Here is a 14,215-nt window from a genome sequence, read left to right on the forward strand (position 1 = left end):
AATAAGAGATGTCCCCCTTCATAGTAATAAAGGGGTACAGCCGACTATTTCCCTGGCTTTAACTCTTCATCCAGTTTTTTAGAATCATAATAATCACCCTGCCAGGTGATTTTACCTGCTTTAACATGAATATAGCTGACACCTTCAAATTTTATCGGATTATTTGTCGGCGGACTCCCTGCCCATTCACCACTATTTTTGCCTGAAAATTCCCAACGAAACGCCACGGTATCTTCGTCGTAAACGGGTTTGCCGACCATTTTCCAGCTCAGATCTGGCACCGCCTTAATAAAGGCACCGATAACCTCTTTTTCAGCTTTTTCTCTGCCATTTATCGGTTCGCCAGCGGCGGCATCATAATAGACTGCGTCATCAGCAAGATATTGCGCGGCTCGCGAAGCATCGTGTGCATTCCAGGCTGCCATGTACTCTTTAACGGTATTCAGCGATGTGCTTTCTGCCAGGCTATAGCCCGAGAACATCACGAATGAAAGCACCGCTATGTTTAATGTTTTCATCGACATCCTCTCTATTCAGAAATGTCACACATGATATGTTTCACCCGGGTATATTCTTCGAGCGAGTAGGATGAGAGATCTTTGCCATAACCCGATTTTTTGAACCCGCCGTGCGGCATTTCGGCACACAGAGGAATGTGATTGTTAATCCACACGGTGCCAAAATCGAGGTCAATGCTGAAGCGCTGTGCGCGACCATGGTTACTGGTCCAGACGCTGGCCGCCAGACCATATTCCACATCATTCGCTTTGTGTAAACCCTCTTCATCAGTCGAAAACGGCTGAATAGTCATTACCGGTCCAAATACTTCATGCTGAATAGCTTCGTCATGTTGATGCAATCCGGAGACGATCGTCGGCTCAAAATAGAAGCCCGGACCTGGCCCGGTACGCCCACCCGTTTCAATTTTTGCATGTGCCGGTAAACGCGCAATAAAGCCTTTCACCTGCTCCAGTTGGTTTTTACTGTTCAATGCGCCATATAGCGCAGCCTGATCCGCTGGCGGTCCAAATTTAATACTCTTCGTTTTCTGAACCAGCTTTTCCAGGAATTCAGCGTAGATGGATTGTTCGACCAGAATACGCGTAGCCGCCGTGCAATCCTGGCCAGCATTGAAGAAGCCTGCCGTGGTGATCGTCGCGATCGCCTTGTCCATATCTGCATCAGCAAACACCACAGCAGGCGCTTTCCCGCCCAATTCCAGATGCGCCTTGGTCAGGTTCGCCGCTGCCGAAGCCGCAACCTGTAGACCCGCGCGGACCGAACCGGTAATCGAAACCAGTGAGGCCTTCGGGTTTGAAACCACCAGCGAACCGGTGCTGGCTTTACCTAATACGACGTTAAACGCCCCTCTTGGGAACAACGGCGCGGCCAGTTCAGCCAACAGCAGCGTGCTGACCGGCGTGGTGTCGCTGGGTTTTAATACGACCGTATTGCCTGCCGCCAGCGCTGGCGCAATCTTCCATACCGCCATCATGAACGGGTAGTTCCATGGCGTGACTTGTCCAACAATACCCAGCGGTTCACGGCGGATAGTCGAGGTAAACCCGGCGGAATATTCCCCTGCCGCTTTCCCTTCAAGACAGCGCGCCGCACCGGCAAAAAAGCGGATGGCATCGCAGGATGCCGCGATCTCTTCCTTCTCAATAAAATGGCGAAGCTGACCGGTCTCCTGACTCTGCGCGTTCACCAGCCGCTCAACGTTTCGTTCAATCTCATCTGCCAGCTGCAATAACGCCTTTTGCCGCTGTGCCGGCGTCGATTTTCGCCAGATGCTAAACGCCGCCTCCGCCGCCGAGTAGGCCTGCTCCACCTCTTCCGCATTGGCGTTGGGTGATAATGCGTACGTTTCGCCGTCGACCGGACTCACCAGTTCGAAGGTATCTTCGCTACGACCTGCTACATATTGCCCATTGATAAAATGCTTCAGGGTTTTCATGTCTTTCTCCTGTCCGTTAATACATAAAGAATCTTATGTAATATATATATTGTAAAATATTTTCAAATGCGCAACATTGACACTATGATAAGCCTCGCATTTTTAACTTAATTTTTACATTTTCGAGATGAGGCTTTTCATCGTGAGCCAACGCGTTTGCTCAGCTCATCATGAAGTTATCGGGACACACATCCGCTTGTGCAGTGACGTTGCGCATAGGCATGTAAAATAACTCGGCCATTCTTACCTTCCTTGCCTGACGGGCATGTGTTAAAAATGGTCGTTGTTTCAGGGAATTGAGTGCAGAAAAGATTATGATTACTCACGCGGTCATATTTGCGCCTATCGGGCAGGTCAGTCGTTCAGACCAGATAGTGCAGCGCCTGTCAAACGCCATTATCACGGGGTTGCTGGAGCCAAAAGAACAGCTCCCCAACGAAACTGATTTGGCAAAGATGATGGGTGTCTCACATATCACTATCAGAGAAGCGCTAAACACGCTTCGGGCTAATAATCTTATCCATACGGTTCGTGGTCGAAATGGCGGGAGCTTCGTTTGCGAAAATATTGATGGCAAAAACAGCGCCCTGCATCCGTTCAAAGCGATCAGTACGGATTATCTTTCTGACCTGGGTGAAATGCATTGCGCCATTATCAGCCATAGCGCAAGGCTGGCTTCCAGACGGATGACCGGCGCGGATATCGCCAAATTTCGCGAGTTTGTTGAGGTGCTCAGCAAGGCAAACTCACCAGAGCTGATGACCCAGGCCGATATGCGCTGTCTACTGGCGATAGCTGCCAGTTCACATTCGGCGCGACTGGCCAATCAGGAGCTGCAGGTCCAGGCTGAATGGGCATCGCTGGTGGCGATACTTTATCGCGCAGACAACATTCATGCCGAAATTATTGCGCTTTACTCGGCACTGGCCGATGCGCTGGCAGCTCACAACGAGGCAGAATCCGTGCAGCTTGCCACACGGATCATCGACACGTTTACCTATTACCTTATTGAAAAAAAGCTGAAATATAACTCGAACTGACAATCAGTGAAGGCAGGACAGACAATGAGCTCTTCGACATCCTTAAGCGCATTAATTCGTAAGATTGATGATATTACCGCCTCTACCGTAGATTCTACCGTTGCGCTGGCGAGGAGCATCCATGAGGCGATTTCCGGGGTGCAAAAGGCCTCAGCAGAAGTTGTCCTCGATCCATCGGTGAGATCTACCGTTCAGCAACACATCAAGCGCACCCTCAGTAACAATCATTACTGTTCAGGGGCCGGGTTCGCCAGCCATATTGAGAGCACTGCAACCACAAAAGAGTATTGGCTGCTGGAATGGTGGTATAAGAAAGATAATGGTTTGAGTCAGGCGCACCTCGATTTAGATCAGGCCACCCAGCAACGTCTGGATTTCAGAACCTTCGAGTGGTTTAAGCACTCACCTCCGGCAGGAAAAGCCTATATCCACGGTCCCTACGTCGACTATATCTGCAATATTTCCTACACCCTGACCTCGGCAGTGCCGGTCTACTACAACGATCAGTTTCTTGGCGTTGCCGCCGTCGATCTGCTGGTCAGTCAGATTGAGGCCGAACTGCTTTCCTGCGCTCATCCTGACTATGTCATTCTGACCAATCTGGAAAACAGAATTATCTTTTCCAGTTGGCCACGTTTTCGCGTGGGTGAATTACTCTCTCCCGCAAACAGTACCGTTGTTTATCAGAGCGACTACTTTATCCTTTATCACTATCAAAACTAAGGGCCCGAAGGCCCTTAGTTTTTAGTTATCCTGCCCCATATTCAGCTTGTTAGCGTAGGCAATGGCGTCGTTTTCCGGCGCAGCAGAGCGACCAAACGGTCGGGTCAGGAACATATAGATAAGCCCGGAGCCAACGACAATCGCCAGGCCGAACAGTACCGTCCAACGGTCGATGAAATCGCTGCTGTCTGCCGGTTGCGCCAACAACCAGATCCCACACAATCCATAGGCTAGCGCCAGCACGTTCACAATCACGCCCCAACCGCCAATGGTCCACTCCCCAGCCGGTTTCCAGCCTTTCAGGCGCTGGCGCAGTGCGGCAAGCACAACCATCTGGAACGAGATATAAATACCGATGACGGCAAACGCGGTAATACGCGACAGGTTGTCTGGCTGGAAATAGACCCAAACGCAGATGATGACTGGCAGCAGACAGCTAACAACCATGGCATTATCCGGAACGCCATTTTTAGAGATCTTTGACATCCACTCACTTCCCGGCAGCATTCTGTCACGGGAGAAAGAAAAGATAAGGCGGCTTAACGCAGCCTGCAGAGACAAAATGCACGACAGCATCGCCACAATCGCGACGATGATAAAGATAGTTGCACCAGTTTCACCAAGAGCTTCATTAAGGATGGCCGGAATCGGGTCAGATGTTTTGCCATTCACGATACTGACCAGATTTGGTGAAGCCAGGAGGTATCCCATGACGGAAATAATCGCCGAAATCGCACCAAATACGATGCTCAAAATCATCGCAACCGGGATCTTTTTACTTGGATTCTGTACCTCTTCCGCAACGTTACCGCAGGCCTCAAAGCCAAAGAACATAAACAGCCCCATCAGCGCGGCAGACATAAATGCGGTGGAATAGCTGCCGTCATGCGCCAGCACGCCCATCGAATCAAAAATTACGGAGAATGGCTGCGAACGGTGGAATATCAGCAGATAAATTCCCAGCGCAATCACGCTAACGATTTCACACCAGAAGCCAATTTTTGCGACCCGAGCCAGATTTTTAGTCCCGGACATATTAACAGCCATCATCAAAAGCAGCAGCAGGACGGAAGTCGCCAACATAGTGGCTGGCGTCTGACCATAGTGGAAGAGCGACTCAACAAATGTTGAAGTATATTCCGCGATTGACGTAATGGTGACCACCAGTGCCCACAGGTAAATCCAGGCAGCGATCCACGCATATTTCTTGCCCCATAACCTTCTGGCCCACGGATAAAGCCCGCCGGTTATCGGATACTGGGAAGCCACCTCACCAAACACCAACGCCACTAAAAGTTGTCCACATGCGACGATTAAAATCCACCAGACTGCGGGCGGCCCCGCCAGCGTTACGGCCAGTGCAAACAGCGAATAGACGGCGGTAAGCGGCGAAAGGTAGGTAAAACCCAACGCAAAGTTTGAAATAAGACCGATCGAGCGATTGAACTGTTCTTTGCCATCTTTTTGAAAATTATCGTTTTTCTTATCAGGTGTCTGTTCCATATAGCTTTCTCTTTTGTGGAATAGTCGCAGGGTTGAACAATTAATGTATAAAAGATATTAAGTTATATGTATAGTGATTTTGTCGCTAATTTGTTAAAAATGATCGCGTATCACGTTAATGAAAAGGTGGGAGTAGAACAGTCGAGGGCACAAGCATTTTTCGGTATTTACGCTTCACGGTTCTTTAGCAATTGCGAATTGTTGGCCAATTGGCGGGTAAACAGGCACCCCGAATTGAGTTCGACGCTAAGTAGCAAGAATCGCTGCTGTTAAGCAACATTTTTGCAATATAATAATGTGATGTTAAACGCTGAACCTGAGCAGGTGAATGATGGAAATTGATCTCGATAATCTGGTCTTTGATGGACTGGAAGAAGCGCAAGAGCGTAATGCTGAACGTCTGGAAGATGCAGACAAGAAAGCGCAGGACATTATTGCTGATAATGACTGCGGCGACGCCTGTAAAATCTGATTTCCAAACCGGCGCAATGCCGGTTTTTTTACCGCCAGACTATGCCCCTCCTCTTATCTACATATCCCATCGCGTTTACCCATTGTTAACACCGCTTTCACTAATAACATTTTGTAAATAGATAAGAATTTTTTCTTATTTTGTCCTGAACGTAAGTTATGGGAGCGTAAAAAGCACAAACCAAAAACGACAGGGATTTACATCATTATGGCAACGAAAACTTACCGCGCTAAAAAAACACTGCTGGCACTCGGCGTGCTGCTGGCCACCGGCATTGCCGCCTCGCAGGCTCAGGCTGACCAACTGGCCGATATCAAAGCCGCAGGCATAGTAAAAGTTGCGACATTCGACGCGAATCCGCCGTTTGGCTCCATCGATGCAAAAACGCATAAGATTGTCGGCTATGACGTTGATTTTGCTGAAGCGCTGGCAAAATCCCTCGGCGTAAAACTGGAACTGGTAGCGACTAATCCGGCAAACCGCATTCCGTTATTACAATCCGGTAAAGCCGATTTAATCGTGGCGGATATCACGATTACGCCTGAGCGGGCGCAGGTCATTGACTTCTCCATCCCCTATTTTGTTACCGGGCAGCAGTTCCTGGTACCGGCCAAATCCCCGGATCAGCTCGATGCATACAGCAAAGCGCGAATCGGTGCGGTGAAAGGCACTACCGGTGAGCAGGCGCTCCATCAGCGCTTCCCGCAGTCACGTGTGCTGGCCTACGACGATATTCCACTGGCGTTAACCGCGCTACGCAATGGCAATGTTCAGGCCATCACCCAGGACAGTACGATTCTGGCCGGTCTATTAAGCGGTGCGCCGGATAAAGCAGATTTCAAAATTCTGCCTGACCTGTTGAGCAAAGAAGAGATTGGCGTGGGAGTGAAAAAAGGTGAGCCAGCGCTGTTAAAAGCCGTCAATGATGAACTTTTGAGGCTGGAATCTACCGGGCAGGCGGCAAAAATTTATGATGTCTGGTTTGGCCCTGAAACCAAAAACCCGCAACCCCGCGCCTTTAAAATAGAAGCGAAGTAATATGCTCTCAGCCCTGTTTCATCGTTGTGCAGTTTCCGCGGCGGATTTTAACCATTTGCGCCAGGCAAGCGTCGAACTGCGCAATGTCATCAAACAGTTTGACACTCACACCGTACTTAACGGCGTCAGCCTGTCAGTTGAACCCGGTGAAGTGGTAACTATTCTGGGCCCTTCTGGCTCGGGAAAATCCACGCTTATACGCCTTATCAATCAGCTTGAGTCGCTCAGCGGTGGCGAGATTTTCATTGATGACAAACCAATTAGTCAGTTGCGCGGGGCAGCATTACGCCAGTTACGCAGCCGTATCGGTTTCGTTTTTCAGCAATTCAATCTCTATTCGCATCTGACAGCGCATCAGAACATCTCGCTGGCGCTGGAATATGTTCACGGCTGGAACAAGGCGGCAGCGGCGCGTCGGGCACTTGAATTGCTGGATCAGGTGGGACTGGCAGAAAAAGCGAGCGCTTATGCCGCACAGTTGTCCGGTGGGCAGCAACAGCGCGTGGCCATCGCCCGCGCGCTGGCCTCATCGCCACAAATCCTTCTGTTTGATGAGCCCACCTCCGCGCTGGATCCGGAAATGATCGGCGAAGTATTACAGGTGATGAAAAACCTGGCCCACAGCGGTATCACCATGATCGTCGTGACCCATGAAATGCATTTTGCCCGTGAGATTGCCGATCGCGTGGTATTCATCGATGGCGGAGAAATTCTTGAAGTGGCCGCGCCGGAGGATTTTTTCACCCGACCACAGCACCCGAGAACCCAGCGTTTCCTGAAAAAAGTGCTCGACCCGTTACACCAGGAGTCATCGCTATAATGCTTGCAATGGACTGGCAGGGAGTGCTGAGCGGGCAACCTCTGCAATGGATAATTTCCGGTTTTTTCACCACGCTCTGGGTGACACTGGCAGGTGTCGTACTCGCCACGCTCATTGCCATCTTCCTACTCGGCTTGCGTCTGACGGGCCATCGCTTCAACAAAGCGGTGGTCAGTGTATGGGTTTCGGTGTTTCGCAACACGCCTTTACTGGTGCAACTGATGTTCTGGTATTTTGCCGCATGGAACTGGCTGCCCCGCAACGTCATTACTTTCATCAATGCAGAGCATCCCTGGTCTATTCTGCCAGGCGATGTCTGGTGGTTAACACCAGAGTTTATCTGTTCAGCATGGGGGCTGGGCGTATTTACCTCGGCATTTTTGGTCGAGGAGATCGCCTCTGGTTTACAGGCGGTTTCTGCCGGACAACGTGAGGCTGCCGTGGCGCAGGGTTTTTCATCCTGGGCGACGTTTCGTCACATTCTGCTCCCTCAGGGACTGGCGAACGCCTGGCAACCCATTGTTGGGCAATACCTTAACCTGATGAAACTTTCCTCGCTTGCCAGTGGTATTGGATTTGCTGAGCTAACCTACCAGGTGCGGCAAATTGAGAGCTACAACGCGCACGCGCTGGAAGCCTTTGCTGTTGGCACTGCGCTCTATCTGTTCACCGGCATCGTTCTGGGTATGCTGCTTACGCGTCTTGGCCCACGGCCTGCATCGGGTAAATCGTCCAAGGTTAAAACGCGTATCTTCAGCGTCAGGAGCATACTGCATGATCGCTAACATTTCGGTCATTACCGACAATCTTGATTATCTCCTGTGGGGACGGGTGGCGGATGGACAACCCGGCGGCGTTCTGCTCACGTTGTTGATGGCTCTCGGCGCGGCGCTGCTGGCCTTGCCTGGTGGGATAGTTCTTGCCTGCTGCGCCTGGCGTTTTCCAGGCACGGTTCGCAACGGGTTGTTTATCTGGGCGGAGTTTATTCGCGGCATTCCGCTAATCTTTGTGATTTTCTGGATGTGGTATTTGCTACCCATGCTGACCGGAAGCGATCTCCCCGGAGCCGTTACCGTGACGCTGGCGCTGGCATGGTTCACCGCTGCCTCGGTCATGCACTCAGTGTATGCAGGAATTAGCGCGCTGCCTGGCGGGCAATATGATGCTGCCGTGGTTCAGGGTTTTCGCCCGTATCAGGCTCTGTGGCTTATCTTATTGCCGCAGGTGCTGCGTAACGTACTGCCATCGCTGACGGGGATTTTTATTGGATTACTGAAGGACACGTCGTTGGCGTTTATCGTTAACGTGCCGGAACTCACAACGGTTGCGGGTCAGGTTAACAGCCGGGTACAAATCTATCCGGCAGCCATTTTTATCTTTACCGGACTGGTCTATTACCTGCTGTGCCTGAGCCTGGAGAAAATCACCCAACGCCGCTTCGCGTTAAAATGAGATCACGGCTCAACATTCCACAAACTGGTGGTCTTCGTTGAGCCGATATTTCACGCCCGCCCGGATGTTATTTTCCCCCTCAACGGCAAGCGCAAAACGCATTCTCTCGCCATCGTGATAGGCCAGCGCCGCGCAGCCGCCGGGACCGAGTATTATCGAATCGACAACACCGGTACTGGCAACAACGGCGTTCTCTCCGCTGGCAATAATGTGGATGTTGTCGGCGCAGTTGGCGATTTTCGATTCTGCGCCAAAACAGGCCAACTGAGTTAAATCACCACCGCAGGCAATCCGATTTCTGTCGCCGAGCGAACTGATGCGTACGCGCATGCCGGTACTGGCGATACGCGTCCCGTCACCCACGCTACTGATACGTGCCGAATTTCCCGCAACCGCAATTCGCCCACGATCGCCTGAACTGCCGATATGCGCGTTATAGCCTACGCTACCAATACGTGCGCTGTAACCTGCGCTGGCGATCTGTGCGGCATACCCGGCGCTGGTGATTTTAACGTTATCGCCTGCACAACTGAATCGGGCGTTATCTTCCGCACTCGCCAGCGGATGGCTGATTTCCCCCGCCGTTTGTACACGGGAAATATTCCCCATCGCGCGAATATCCTGCTGGGCAAAACTCGCCTCTTCCCGCCATTTTGACCAGCCGTATTCCACCAGGCTATTTGCCCAGTCTGTATACCCATCCCGCTGGAGCGCACGATGGACATCAGCATAGCTTCCGCCAGTTGGAAACGCGCGTAGAAACCAGCGATACATTACGGGCCCAACGCGCCAGGCCCGTAAGTCACTTCGCGTAATCATCATCGCTTAATGCCGGTGATAGCCATCCACCATACACTTGAAGGTTTCGCCCGGCGTACGACCTGTCGTGCAGAGATAAAGATGCCCAAAAATGAAAAACAGACTGATTATTGCCAGCGCGAAGTGCGCCTGGAGCAACCAGTAACGCACGCCGGGGAACAGGTCACCGACAACCGTCGGATAGAGCGATAACAACCCTGAGATCAGCAGCAGTGGCAGTAAGCCGTACATCACGCCAACATAGGCCGCCTGCTGTAGCGGGTTGAATTTACAACGCTTTGATGCCGGGAATGGGTGTGACTCGCCCTGCATAATGCCAAACAGGTAAAAACGCGTTTGTCTTTGCGCTCGTCCGATCCAGCCCTGACGTTGAATAATATAGTGATGCCCGTTGCCGCCAATCAGATTGATCAGGACAAAGCCAATCCAGCAGGCAAGCAGCAAAAAGCCGCAGACCTCATGCACGGTAAGCAGGCTTTTCATCACCGACGCACTGACGACGGAGAAGTGATTGACCAGGCCACTGACCAGAAGTAGCAGAAATAGCAGCGCATTCGACCAGTGCCACAAACGAACGGCCTTCGAGTATAAATAGACTTTCTCACCGTGCCCTGCCGACGCTTTATGTGCGGCCCGAAAGCGCAGCATGGCGTGTAGCGCCAGCACCAGCCACATCCCCACCAGCATTAACCCGGCGATGACCAACCACACAGGCCAGTAGTCCGGTGAAAACAGGGGAACAAACTGCGCAAGCTGGGCGTGAAACTGTTCGGCATTCTGCGACGCGTTCATACATTTTCCTTTTTAATCAAATGTTGACCGAACCGACGATACAGATGGGGTTTCCCGGCGCCTGCAAGTTGATGCTCGTAATACTTATTTTCTCTCAACCAGGTCTGTATTTCCGGGCTATCTTCGCGACCAAAAATCAGCGCATGTTCCGGGCAGGCGTTAACACAAATCGGCGGGAAACCTTTCGCCAGACGAGATTCAGCGCAGAAGTCGCATTTATCCGCCACTTTGGTCTGCGGGTTGAGATAGCGCACCTGATAAGGACACGCGCCAATACAGTAACTACAGCCGATACAGGAAGACGTGTCTACCCGCACAATGCCGTTGTCATCTCGCCATGAGGCGCCGGTCGGACACACCTCAATACAGGGGGCATCATCACAGTGCTGGCAGGACTGACGGAAGTAGTGATACAGCGTTTCGTTGTCGTTGTCCGAAACCGGAATATGAGCTATCGACAAACGGCTACCCTGCGCAGGAACATGGTTGGTTTTCCTGCATGCGCGGGCGCAGATATTACATCCGTTACACAGTGATTCATCGTGAATCATGACGTAATGTACGTCTTTAGAACTCCTGGTACTCGCTAACAGATTTTGGCCTGGGCCAGTGAAAAAAATCACCGTCCCCATGCCAATGACAAATTTTCGTCGGGTGAAGGACATCGGGTTATCCTCTAATACTGTGACAGTGGTCGTCCACACGTTCCATGACATCAACCTGAATAATTCAGGGGTTCTGATACTGCTCAACCTCAAGCCATTCGCACAGGCCGTACGCTTTGCCATAACTCATAAAATGTTCGCTGAACAAATAAGGCTCCGCATTTGACGATTCCACAGTCCGTATATCTGCATAATCAGGATGCGTTTCCATGGCCGTGAGCGCAGCGGCAATCTGTTGAGACTCAAAGCGATACGGCGGTTGCGTCAACATGGCGACCTTATAAGGGCGAGGATACGTTCGACAGTCGAAGCGTACCGCCTCGGCAATCGCACGGCAGATGTCGTTTTCCACCACCTGCACACACATGTCGGCGTAATTTGCCGTCATGGTTTGCGTCGAATAGAAATATGCTTCTTCCGCACCCTGCACACAGGTGATATCCGCACCATTCGCGTCCTGGCCCAGCACATCCAGCAGCGCGGAAAGATCGGTTTCAGGAACCGAATAAGGCGGCAGCAAAAAGACACTGCGCGCCACCAGTTGCCCCGATGCTGAATGCTGACGGATAAAATCTGCCACAATCGACTCCGGGCTGGCAGGTTCCTGAACCTGGGGCGCATTCATCTGTTCTACAGGCGGGTGAAACGCCTGCAGCCACTGTCTCTTTCGGCTATCCACTTCGTCAGGAAACGCCTCAACGGGGGTCAGAACGTCGCTCACGTTAGTCATCTCGCATTCCTTACGCCGGCAACAGATCTTGTGCAGCCAAATCAGCGGCTACATCTTCAAGTCCGAGTCGGTTCAGGGTTTCACGCGTTGGGCAACCCAGCTCTGGATCCCAGCCCATTTCCTGATAGAACATCGTCAGCGACTGACGCATATCTTCCCGGTCCATCTTGTCGGTCCCTTCAGTGAAGACCGGGATCTTCGGATCTTTATCAAACACCCAGGAGCAGATGAGATCGTGCTCATTGCGCATATCTTTGGTTTGCATCAATTTGACCGTATAGGCACGGTGCAGGGTAAAGATGCGTTCAGCGGCCAGGTCCAGACTCTCCTGCGTGGTTTCATCGCCGGTGACCGCCTGGAAGAATTTTGCTTCCAGATCCAAATCGCCGCGATAGTTACGGCTCTTGAGTGGTGAAACCGTCATCGGCCACACCCAGTTGCAAAGCGTAACCGCGTTATGCAGGCAGACTTTCAGCAGCGTCCATTTGGCGTATTTGATCTTGGCGGCATTGATCGGGGTGTAGTTTTTGGTTTCGTCGTATGCATCCTGCGAACCAAATAGCTCGCCCGCCACTTCGCGCTGTAATTTCAGCGGTAAACCGGAACCGATGAAGTTGATATGGGTGTGCGCCATACAGTCACGGTTAAACATACAGTTGGTGATAGCCCCCACCTGTGCAGAGGCCTCGTTTGCATGGTGGACAGGAAAACCAAACGGCGACCACAGTTTATTTTTGGCATAACCCCAGTACTCTTCGCCCAAATCCCAGCGTTCAGCAATGGCATACGATCCGTCCGCAAGATGGCTGAGTTCCCCCACGCGATGCGCCAACCGGTAGTAAAAATCCTTAATAAAATGAGGATCGCCCGCTTCCAGCTGATCCCAGCGGATCTCCGCATACTCTTCAGCTGGCAGTACGCGCTTAAAGACGCCTTTCGAATAGCAGTAAGTAAAATCACGGTGCAACTGCCCGTAGTTACACCAGATGCCATAATCGTCAAACAGGTTCAGGCCAATCAGATTTCCCACCACGCGCCCATCGTCTTTATCGTCGAAATCTTTCGGGCCATTGGGGAAAATGGTGGTGTGGACAAAGTTCGCCACGCAGGTGTTACCGCCGGTACTTGGCACGCCAAAATCTTTCACCCGCGGGACATTGAGCTGCGACATACAGCGAATGGGGCATGAATGGCAGCCGCTCATTTTGACCGTGTATTTCTCAGCGGCTGGCCCCAGATCGAACACGGATTTATAGGTACGGAAACCCACGGTATTCTGGTTACCCGGCGGGATTTCCCCGGTTTCGATTGGTCCCCCTTCTGCCGCGCCCCAGAACAGTCCCTTACGGGCCGTCCAGCGCGAGTTTGGCGAAGAGTATTCTGCCCAGGCCTGCGGGGTGCTTGGCACAACGTGGTTGTTGTTGGCACCGATGAGCTCGGTCATCATGTAATCATTGAGCCGCTTCATCTCTTTGCGATCGGCAATATTGACCCCTTTGGTCCCTTCTACCGCAATAGCCTTCAGGTTTTTCGACCCCATTACCGCGCCAGTACCGGCGCCTCCGCTGTGGTTGCGACTGTTGATCATGCAGGAGAGCGGCACCAGATTTTCACCCGCCTGACCAATAGCGGCGACGCAGGTTTCCGGGCTGGTAATGCGGCAAATCTCTTCGGTTGTGGCGCGCGTTCCCTTACCCCACAGGAAATCGGCTTTTTCGATGCTGACCTTTTCGTCTTTAATGTTGATCCAGACAGGCGTCGCGGACTTGCCTTCGATAATAATGGCGTCGTAACCGGCGAATTTCATTTGCGCAGCAAAGAAGCCGCCCATATGAGCATCCACCACTAAATTGCCTTTGGTAAAAGTCGATAAGGAGGTGATATTGACGCGGGAGCTACAAGGGGCACCAGAGCCCGTTAATGGCCCGGTGGCGAAAACCAGTTTATTCCCTTCATCGAAAGGCATGGTGCCTGGCGGGACTTCGTCGTACATAATTTTATAACCAAAGCCCATCCCGCCGACAAATTTTTTAAATTTACTGGAATCTTCAAGGGTGATATTCCCCGTGGTGAGATTGACCCGTAAAATATTACCTGTCCAACCATTAGCCATCATGTTTTCCTTTGCAAGAAGGTTTAATAGATATACCCGCCATCCTTCAGGCAGTTTTTTTGCAAAACTGCGATATTTTTGGCAATTAATG

At 51.6% G+C, this 14,215-nt stretch carries 15 protein-coding genes; 7 read left to right on the plus strand and 8 right to left on the minus strand.

Annotated features, from left to right (window positions below):
• Window positions 1-44: 44 nt before the first annotated feature.
• Window positions 45-518 carry an ester cyclase gene (locus HVZ39_RS14055; RefSeq protein ID WP_016152935.1) on the minus strand — a complete coding sequence of 158 codons (474 nt, stop codon included), beginning with the start codon at window positions 516-518 and terminating at the stop codon, window positions 45-47.
• Between the two features lie 11 nt (window positions 519-529).
• Window positions 530-1,957: an aminobutyraldehyde dehydrogenase gene (locus HVZ39_RS14060; protein ID WP_101700846.1), complete on the minus strand. Its 1,428-nt coding sequence runs from the start codon at window positions 1,955-1,957 to the stop codon at window positions 530-532.
• Window positions 1,958-2,271: 314 nt separating this feature from the next.
• Here HVZ39_RS14060 and HVZ39_RS14065 point away from each other — a divergent pair, with 314 nt between their 5' ends.
• Together HVZ39_RS14065 and HVZ39_RS14070 are read left to right on the plus strand one after the other, a co-directional pair.
• Window positions 2,272-2,997, plus strand: a complete 726-nt coding sequence (locus HVZ39_RS14065; RefSeq protein ID WP_016156385.1) for a GntR family transcriptional regulator — start codon at window positions 2,272-2,274, stop codon at window positions 2,995-2,997.
• 24 nt (window positions 2,998-3,021) lie between these two features.
• Window positions 3,022-3,720 carry a cache domain-containing protein gene (locus HVZ39_RS14070; protein ID WP_049040490.1) on the plus strand — a complete coding sequence of 233 codons (699 nt, stop codon included), beginning with the start codon at window positions 3,022-3,024 and terminating at the stop codon, window positions 3,718-3,720.
• Window positions 3,721-3,741: 21 nt separating this feature from the next.
• Here the strand turns inward: HVZ39_RS14070 and HVZ39_RS14075 are convergent, their stop codons facing one another.
• Window positions 3,742-5,223: an APC family permease gene (locus tag HVZ39_RS14075; RefSeq protein ID WP_016152931.1), complete on the minus strand. Its 1,482-nt coding sequence runs from the start codon at window positions 5,221-5,223 to the stop codon at window positions 3,742-3,744.
• Between the two features lie 331 nt (window positions 5,224-5,554).
• Between HVZ39_RS14075 and HVZ39_RS14080 the strand changes: the two genes are divergently transcribed.
• The 5 genes from HVZ39_RS14080 to HVZ39_RS14100 all read left to right on the plus strand — a co-directional run bounded on the left by HVZ39_RS14080 (window position 5,555) and on the right by HVZ39_RS14100 (window position 9,005).
• Entirely contained in the window at window positions 5,555-5,695 is a 141-nt protein-coding gene (locus HVZ39_RS14080) for a hypothetical protein (protein WP_016152930.1), read from the plus strand.
• A 207-nt stretch (window positions 5,696-5,902) separates the two neighbouring features.
• Window positions 5,903-6,733, plus strand: coding sequence for an ABC transporter substrate-binding protein (locus HVZ39_RS14085; protein ID WP_181632573.1), 831 nt, complete (start codon window positions 5,903-5,905; stop codon window positions 6,731-6,733).
• 1 nt (window position 6,734) lies between these two features.
• Window positions 6,735-7,553: an amino acid ABC transporter ATP-binding protein gene (locus HVZ39_RS14090; RefSeq protein WP_016156382.1), complete on the plus strand. Its 819-nt coding sequence runs from the start codon at window positions 6,735-6,737 to the stop codon at window positions 7,551-7,553.
• Window positions 7,553-8,338, plus strand: a complete 786-nt coding sequence (locus tag HVZ39_RS14095; protein WP_181632574.1) for an amino acid ABC transporter permease — start codon at window positions 7,553-7,555, stop codon at window positions 8,336-8,338. Before HVZ39_RS14090 ends, HVZ39_RS14095 begins: the two co-directional genes overlap by 1 nt.
• Entirely contained in the window at window positions 8,328-9,005 is a 678-nt protein-coding gene (locus tag HVZ39_RS14100) for an ABC transporter permease subunit (RefSeq protein ID WP_019076692.1), read from the plus strand. The genes HVZ39_RS14095 and HVZ39_RS14100 overlap by 11 nt, the downstream gene beginning before the upstream one ends.
• A gap of 9 nt (window positions 9,006-9,014) precedes the next feature.
• Here the strand turns inward: HVZ39_RS14100 and ydhT are convergent, their stop codons facing one another.
• The 5 genes from ydhT to HVZ39_RS14125 all read right to left on the minus strand — a co-directional run bounded on the left by ydhT (window position 9,015) and on the right by HVZ39_RS14125 (window position 14,124).
• Window positions 9,015-9,827 (minus strand): protein YdhT, encoded by an 813-nt coding sequence (ydhT, locus tag HVZ39_RS14105; protein ID WP_181632575.1) that lies wholly within the window; start codon window positions 9,825-9,827, stop codon window positions 9,015-9,017.
• Between the two features lie 3 nt (window positions 9,828-9,830).
• The gene (phsC, locus tag HVZ39_RS14110) at window positions 9,831-10,616 is read right to left on the minus strand and encodes a thiosulfate reductase cytochrome B subunit (RefSeq protein ID WP_103766243.1); all 786 of its coding nucleotides are present in this window, start codon (window positions 10,614-10,616) and stop codon (window positions 9,831-9,833) included.
• Window positions 10,613-11,281 carry a 4Fe-4S dicluster domain-containing protein gene (locus tag HVZ39_RS14115; protein WP_016152923.1) on the minus strand — a complete coding sequence of 223 codons (669 nt, stop codon included), beginning with the start codon at window positions 11,279-11,281 and terminating at the stop codon, window positions 10,613-10,615. The genes phsC and HVZ39_RS14115 overlap by 4 nt, the downstream gene beginning before the upstream one ends.
• 64 nt (window positions 11,282-11,345) lie before the next feature.
• The gene (locus HVZ39_RS14120; protein WP_181632576.1) at window positions 11,346-12,011 is read right to left on the minus strand and encodes a YdhW family putative oxidoreductase system protein; all 666 of its coding nucleotides are present in this window, start codon (window positions 12,009-12,011) and stop codon (window positions 11,346-11,348) included.
• A 10-nt stretch (window positions 12,012-12,021) separates the two neighbouring features.
• On the minus strand, window positions 12,022-14,124 hold the full coding sequence (locus HVZ39_RS14125) for an aldehyde ferredoxin oxidoreductase (RefSeq protein WP_046274686.1): 2,103 nt from the start codon (window positions 14,122-14,124) through the stop codon (window positions 12,022-12,024).
• Window positions 14,125-14,215: the final 91 nt, after the last annotated feature.

It is taken from the genome of Citrobacter sp. RHB35-C21 (genome assembly GCF_013816515.1).
Classification (GTDB): domain Bacteria; phylum Pseudomonadota; class Gammaproteobacteria; order Enterobacterales; family Enterobacteriaceae; genus Citrobacter; species Citrobacter braakii.